Genomic DNA, 6,000 nt, shown 5'->3' on the forward strand with positions numbered 1-6,000 from the left:
CCGTATGACAGCCTGCCTCCCGCGAGCCGGGTCAATTACCGACACCGCAGTCCGCTTGCCTAGTTCCGCGACCACGCCCTGCCAGCGAGCGCCCCTCCCCGGCAACCACCCTTATGCCGGCCCAGGGTGACCCCGACAAAAAACGCTTTTTCTTTCTTTTTTCTTCTCTTCTCTTCTTCTCCCTTCGCTCCAAACCGGAGACAACACCAAGGAAGATCGCCACGTCGCGGCTGGGCGCAAAAAAAAAACGGGCCGCCCCGGCTGGAGCGGCCCGCTGATCGTTTTTGGGTTGTGCCCTAGGCGGCCTTCTTCTTGCCGCGCCGGCGGCGCACCAGCCAGCCGCCCAGGAGGCCCGAGGCCATCAGGGCCATGGTGCCCGGCTCCGGAGCCGCCGCCCCGCCGCCCCCACCGCCGCCACTGATGTAGGACTCGCTGCTGTTGCCCGCGATGGACTGCACGTGCGCCCCCACCCGGAAGCCCTGGTTGCCCAGGCTCTCCAAGAGGGTGGCCACGCCCACGCCCTGGTTCAGGGTCAGGGAGACCACCAGGCTCTCCCCGGAGCCCACGCCGTACTTGGGCGAGGGGTTGTCCGCCTGCATGGCGAAGCTGGTGTTGAAGGCGTAGTCCTGGCCGCCGGGCAGGTTGCCCGGGTTGGCCCCTTGCTCGAAGAACACGTTGCCGGTGTTTTGGTCGTTGAGGATGGAGTAGCCGGAGACCAGGTTGTTCAGGTCCTCGAAGTAGAGCTCCGAAATCACCGACTCAATGAGGCTCAGGTTGGAGATCTGCACCAAAACGGTGTTGGAGCTCGCCTGGCTCACCTTCATGTTCAGGTTTACCTGGCTGCCTTCGGGCGAGTTGTCGGTTATCAGGTTGAAGCCGACGTCCAGGGGTTGGATGCTGTCGGCCAGGGCCGGGGTGGCCAGGGCCAGCAGGCACAGCACCATGACGAGAAGGGCAGGCTTTCTCATGGCGGACCTCTTAGGGTGAGGGGTCATCAAATCAAGTTTTCCGAATGTATTGTTTCCTACTATGAATTATACCATTGGGATCGGTTTTTTCGCTAATTGGAAACCAGGAAAAAATCAACCGTGGAGACCACCCGCACGATTTTCTTGTCCGGGGTGTTCTGGTCCCGGTTGCGGATGGTGAACAGCCCCTGGCTGGCCCGGCGGATGCCGCCCACCAGGCTGCCCGAGTCCCGGGCGAACTGCTCGGCCGCGGCGCGGGCGTTCTTGGTGGCCGCCGCGATCATGGCCGGCTTTATCTTGTTGAGCCCGGTGAACAGGAAGCTGGGCTGGGAGCCGTAGTCCAGGACCAGGACGATGCCCTCCTTGACCAGATCGCCGCTCTTGCCCATGGCCGCCTTGGCCTGGGCCACCTTGGTGGTGGTCAGGGTAACCGCCGCCTCCACCTTGTAGCGGTTGGGGGGCAGGCGGTTGCCGGTGTAGCCCTGGGCGTAGTAGTCGGTCACCCGGGGCGGCGAGGCGCTCAGCTCGTTGGCCGCAAACCCCAGGCCCGTGAGGAAGGCCTTGATGCGCTCGCGGTCCGCCTCCAGGCGGTTGTACAGGGCGGGCAGGTTGTTGCCGGTCTGGTTGAAGGTCAGCGGCCAGATGGCCAGGTCGGCGGGCACCTCCCGCGCGGCCAGGCCCTTGACCGTCACGAAACGCTCGGCCGCCTTGACCGCATAGAGGCTTTGGCCCACGAAAAAGCCGGCCAGGGCCACCCCCAGGCCGATGCACAGGCCCAAGACCAGGGCTCCGGGAAAGGAATTGTTGCTCACGCTGAATCCTCCGCGATTGATTGGCCCTTACATCATAGCAGCATCCGGGGGGCCAGGGGCAGGCCCTTGCCGGATCGGGAGGACGTTCTAGGCCCGGGCGGTGATCCCCCCAAAGGTGCTGGCCGGCAGGAACTTGTGCTCTTGGATGTCCCGGAAGCCGCATTCGCCCAGGCAGCCGCTTATCTGATCCACCGAGGGCAAGGGGTGGAGCCCTTTCAAGGAGCAGTTGACCAGGTTCAGGTTGGCCGCGGCCAGGTCCTTGCCCTGGCTGTGAAAGTTCATCACCACCGAGAGGGTGCCCCCGGCCGCCAGCTTGCCGTGCATGGCGCTCAGCAGCTCCCGGCGCTCGTCCGGGGCAAAGTAATAGAGCATGCTGGACATGTTGATGAGGTCAAAGGGCCCGGCCGCCTCGGGGGGCGGCTGGCGGATGTCGCCCTGGATGACCACGAAGCGATCCTCCAGGCCCCAGTCCACCAGGTTGCGCTGGGCCTGGGCGGCCACGGCGGGGTCCAGGTCCAGGCCCACCCCGGTAGCTTTGGGGTTTACCTGATAGGCGCTTTGCAGGAAAAAGGCGCTGCCGCAGCCCACGTCCAGGATGCGCAGGCTCTGTTTGCCCGTGGCAATGGCCTTGATGAAGTCCCGCACGATGGGCTCGATGCCCTTGGAAAAGCGGGCCACCAACTCGCCGATTTCCTCCAGGTCGTCGCCCAGCTCGCCGCCCGCCAGCCGGTCGGCGGCAAGGCGGTAGGCATCGCAATAATAGCTGACATTGGCCTGGATCATGGCCGCCACCACGTCTCCCTTGGGGTTGGCCACCGCCCGCGAGCGCTTGCCCTTCAGGGAGTAGCGCCCTTCCTTGAGCGCCACCTCCTTGGTGGCGGTGCCCACCTCCAAGAGGGCTTGCAACAGCTCCGGCCGGGCCACGCCCAGCCGGGCGGCCAGCTCCTCCAGATCCGCCGGGCCTTGGGCCAGGGCCTGCAAAAGGCCCGCTTCATAGGCGGAGTACAGGAAAAGGGTGCGCAGGAAGGCCTGGTAGTCCTTCATGATGGGCAGCATGCCCGGGATCTTGAACAGATGCAAAAAGGAGAACTTGTAGCGCAGGTTCATGGCGGCGTCCTAACGGCGATTTGACCAAGGACAGGCGATGAGCCCAGTCTAGGCCCTTATTTCTGGCCGGGCCAGGCAATTTGCATGAACGGTGGACGCTTTTCAGGCAATTTGCGCGGGCGGCTGAAGCCTTGAGCCGGCGGGCCGAGGAGTATAGACTGACTCACCCCACCACCGCCGCAAGGGAGAGGCCATGGACTACCTGGAAACGCTGGCCCGCGTGCCGCTTTTTTCCATGATGAAAAAGCGCGAGCTGAAAAACATCGCCGACATGGCCGAGGTGCTCCTCTACGAGCCCGGCGAGGTGATCATCACCGAGGGCGAGAGCGACGGGCGGCTTTTCGTGATGCTCTCGGGCGAGGTGGATGTGGTCAAGAACCTGGGCCAGCCCAACTGGCGCAAGCTCAACCGCCTGGGGCCGGGCTCCTATTTCGGGGAGATGGCCGTGCTGGGCAACTCCCAGCGCACCGCCAGCGTGGTGGCGGTGGAGGAGGCCAAGCTGATGTGCCTGGCCGACTTCAACCTGCGCGCGGCCATGGAAAAGCACCCCAACATAGCCATAGAGCTCTTGCAGACCCTGGCCCGGCGGCTGGAGGACAAGGAGCAACGCCTCTTGAGCGAGCTGGGCGGGCTATTGCCCATCTGCTCCCACTGCAAGCGCATCCGTCAGGCCGACGGCTCATGGATGGCGGTGGAAAATTACGTGCACGCCCACTCCGAGGCCGACTTCAGCCACGGCATCTGCCCCGATTGCCGCAAGGAACACTACCCGGAGCTCTAGGCGGCCCTCCCCCTACAGCTCCACCGCCCCCGCCCGAAGCAGCTTGGGCTTGGCGCCGCGCGCGTCGGCCACGGTGCTGGCCGGGCCGCCGGGGGTGGGGCCCGCGTCCAGGATCAAATCCACCCCTTCGGCTATGGCCGGGTCCAGCTGACCCAGCGAGGCCGGGGCCATGCCGCCCGCCTGGTTGGCGCTGGTGGCGGTGACGGCCCGGCCCAGGGCCCGGGCCAGGCCCGCGGCCACCGGATGAGGCGACAGGCGCATGGCCACCCCGCCCTCCAGCACCAGGCTGGGGTGCAGGCCGGGCCGGGCGGCCAGCACCAGGGTGAGCGGCCCGGGCCAGTGGCGGGCCATGAGCTCCCGGGCCGCCGGGCCCACGTCCGCGCTGAGCATCTCGGCCTCCTCGGGCCGGGCCAGGATCAGCCCGAAGGCCTTGCCCTGTTCGCGGCCCTTGAGCAGGGCCAGGCGCTTGAGCGCGGCCGGGTTGGCGGCATCGGCGGCCAGGCCGTAGAGAGTCTCGGTGGGGAACACGGCCAGGCCGCCCGCGGCCAGCACGGCGGCGGCCCGGGCCAGAAGGGCCGGGTCGGGCCGCTCCGCGTCTATCTTATATACGGTGGCCATTACCGGGCGGCTCATTCCTGGGGAAGGTCTGCGGTGCAGTGGCCGCACTTGACCGCCTTGATGGGGATGGCCATCAGGCAGAAGGGGCAGTCCTTCTCCGTGGGCTCGGCCGGGGGGGCCTCCTCCTCGCGTTGCAGGCGGTTCATGCCCTTGACCAGCCAGAACACGGCCCAGGCCACGATGACGAAACTGATCACCGTGTTGATGAAGGCGCCGTAGGCCAGGGTGACCGCGCCCGCCTTGGCCGCCTCGGCCAGGGTGGCGTAGGGGCCGGGGGTGGTCCCTTCCCGGAGCACCGCGAACAGGCCCGAGAAATCCACGTTGCCCACCAAAAGGCCGATGGGCGGCATGATCACCTGATCCACCAGGGACTTGACGATGGCCCCGAAGGCCGCGCCCATGATGAGGCCCACCGCCATGTCCACCACGTTGCCCCGCATGGCAAACTTCTTGAATTCCTTGAACATGAGCACCTCCCTCCCCGCATAGGGGCATGTGCTTTCATTCTAGAATAACCCGGCCGCCTTGCGCGGCGCAAAAAAAGCCCCCCGCCGGGGCGGGGGGCGCTGGCCCGGCTCGGGGGCCGGGGCTATGGCTTTTCGGCTAGTACCTCGGGCTGCGCTCCTTGGCCTGGTCCACCCGCAAGGCGCGGCCGCCCAAGTCGGTCCCGTTGAGCGCCTCGATGGCGCTCTGCCCGGCTTGGTCTTCCATTTCCACGAAACCGAAACCACGCGAGCGGCCGGTGGCGCGGTCGGTAACCACCTTGGACGAAATCACCTCGCCGTGGGCCCCGAATACTTCCGCGAGCTCCTCGGAGGTGGTGGTGAAGGGAAGGTTACCGACAAAGATCTTGATGGCCATTGCTAACTAACTCCTTCTAGGGGCTCCCCGCGCCGCCGGCATTCTCCTCCGGCGGCATTCCTAGGTTTTGGAAAAGCCCAAAAACCTATCTGAAATAAAAATTCTCCGCTATCTCGGTATGTTTGTCAACCGACCATAATGAAACCCCCCCGACGATTCCCCGCCGCCCCCGCCCCGCGCTTTGCTATAATCATCCTTGGCAAGTCCTGTGTTTTGACCAGGCCGGCGGCCCCACCGGCCCTTTGCTTCGGAGTGAGTCATGAACCACACCGTGGCCCTGGTCGGAGGCGCATACCTTCTTGTCAGCTGCCTTTTGGCTGGTTGGGTGGCCCGGGAAAAGGGCGACTTCTTCAGCCGGGGCTTCACCATTGGCCTCATGGCCGGAATTTTCGCCCCCATATTTTTCGCCAAGGCATCCCCCAGCCACGCCCGAGCGGGCGATGACGCGGACCGCCGCCTTTGGCACGTGCACGGCGTCTTCGCCACCATCACCCACGTCCTGGTGATCTTCATCGTCTGGGTGGTGTGGTGGTATATGCAGGCGGGGGACATAGAGTAGTCCGGCCGGCTTCGCCAGGCGGTGTGCCGCCGCGGGCAAAGCGGGTCGAATAGGCTGCCCCCTTGGCCAGCCACCGTCGCTCCCGGCCAACCATCTGGCTGCCCAAGCCTTGGGCCGGCTATGCCGCGTTGCGGGCGGCGCTCGCCTCCTGTGCGTATTGCCATATACGCCTGCGGGCCTCGCTTGCCCGCGCCTTGCCTAGCCACGCCTGGCTGTGCCGGGCGGCGTGCCGCCGCGGGCAAAGCGGGTCGGCTAAGCTGAAGCACTGGCCAGCCACCGTTGCTCCCGGTGGAA

8 protein-coding genes are annotated in these 6,000 nt (G+C 65.9%); 2 read left to right on the forward strand and 6 right to left on the reverse strand.

Annotated features, from left to right (window positions below; translation table 11 throughout):
* Positions 1-296: 296 nt before the first annotated feature.
* The 3 genes from KQH53_19785 to KQH53_19795 all read right to left on the reverse strand — a co-directional run bounded on the left by KQH53_19785 (position 297) and on the right by KQH53_19795 (position 2,887).
* Entirely contained in the window at positions 297-968 is a 672-nt protein-coding gene (locus tag KQH53_19785; GenBank protein MCB2228926.1) for a PEP-CTERM sorting domain-containing protein, read from the reverse strand.
* Positions 969-1,060: 92 nt separating this feature from the next.
* Positions 1,061-1,780 carry an SIMPL domain-containing protein gene (locus KQH53_19790; GenBank protein MCB2228927.1) on the reverse strand — a complete coding sequence of 240 codons (720 nt, stop codon included), beginning with the start codon at positions 1,778-1,780 and terminating at the stop codon, positions 1,061-1,063.
* An 87-nt stretch (positions 1,781-1,867) separates the two neighbouring features.
* Positions 1,868-2,887 carry a methyltransferase domain-containing protein gene (locus KQH53_19795; GenBank protein MCB2228928.1) on the reverse strand — a complete coding sequence of 340 codons (1,020 nt, stop codon included), beginning with the start codon at positions 2,885-2,887 and terminating at the stop codon, positions 1,868-1,870.
* A 193-nt stretch (positions 2,888-3,080) separates the two neighbouring features.
* Here KQH53_19795 and KQH53_19800 point away from each other — a divergent pair, with 193 nt between their 5' ends.
* The gene (locus KQH53_19800; protein MCB2228929.1) at positions 3,081-3,668 is read left to right on the forward strand and encodes a cyclic nucleotide-binding domain-containing protein; all 588 of its coding nucleotides are present in this window, start codon (positions 3,081-3,083) and stop codon (positions 3,666-3,668) included.
* 12 nt (positions 3,669-3,680) lie between these two features.
* Here KQH53_19800 and KQH53_19805 read toward each other — a convergent pair whose 3' ends face one another.
* The 3 genes from KQH53_19805 to KQH53_19815 form a co-directional block, all read right to left on the reverse strand.
* Complete coding sequence (locus KQH53_19805) at positions 3,681-4,286, reverse strand: threonylcarbamoyl-AMP synthase (protein MCB2228930.1); 606 nt, start codon at positions 4,284-4,286, stop codon at positions 3,681-3,683.
* A gap of 11 nt (positions 4,287-4,297) precedes the next feature.
* The gene (mscL, locus tag KQH53_19810) at positions 4,298-4,753 is read right to left on the reverse strand and encodes a large-conductance mechanosensitive channel protein MscL (GenBank protein MCB2228931.1); all 456 of its coding nucleotides are present in this window, start codon (positions 4,751-4,753) and stop codon (positions 4,298-4,300) included.
* 136 nt (positions 4,754-4,889) lie between these two features.
* Entirely contained in the window at positions 4,890-5,147 is a 258-nt protein-coding gene (locus KQH53_19815) for an RNA-binding protein (GenBank protein ID MCB2228932.1), read from the reverse strand.
* A gap of 259 nt (positions 5,148-5,406) precedes the next feature.
* Between KQH53_19815 and KQH53_19820 the strand changes: the two genes are divergently transcribed.
* Entirely contained in the window at positions 5,407-5,706 is a 300-nt protein-coding gene (locus KQH53_19820; protein ID MCB2228933.1) for a hypothetical protein, read from the forward strand.
* Positions 5,707-6,000 lie beyond the last annotated feature (294 nt).

The sequence above is a fragment of the Desulfarculaceae bacterium genome (genome assembly GCA_020444545.1).
Classification (GTDB): domain Bacteria; phylum Desulfobacterota; class Desulfarculia; order Desulfarculales; family Desulfarculaceae; genus Desulfoferula.

Coding starts and splice junctions, on each gene's coding strand:
- KQH53_19785 (MCB2228926.1), bottom strand. CDS start 968: ATGAGAAAGCCTGCCCTTCTCGTCATGGTGCTGTGCCTGCTGGCCCTG.
- KQH53_19805 (MCB2228930.1), bottom strand. CDS start 4,286: ATGGCCACCGTATATAAGATAGACGCGGAGCGGCCCGACCCGGCCCTT.
- KQH53_19800 (MCB2228929.1), top strand. CDS start 3,081: ATGGACTACCTGGAAACGCTGGCCCGCGTGCCGCTTTTTTCCATGATG.
- KQH53_19815 (MCB2228932.1), bottom strand. CDS start 5,147: ATGGCCATCAAGATCTTTGTCGGTAACCTTCCCTTCACCACCACCTCC.
- mscL (MCB2228931.1), bottom strand. CDS start 4,753: ATGTTCAAGGAATTCAAGAAGTTTGCCATGCGGGGCAACGTGGTGGAC.
- KQH53_19820 (MCB2228933.1), top strand. CDS start 5,407: ATGAACCACACCGTGGCCCTGGTCGGAGGCGCATACCTTCTTGTCAGC.
- KQH53_19795 (MCB2228928.1), bottom strand. CDS start 2,887: ATGAACCTGCGCTACAAGTTCTCCTTTTTGCATCTGTTCAAGATCCCG.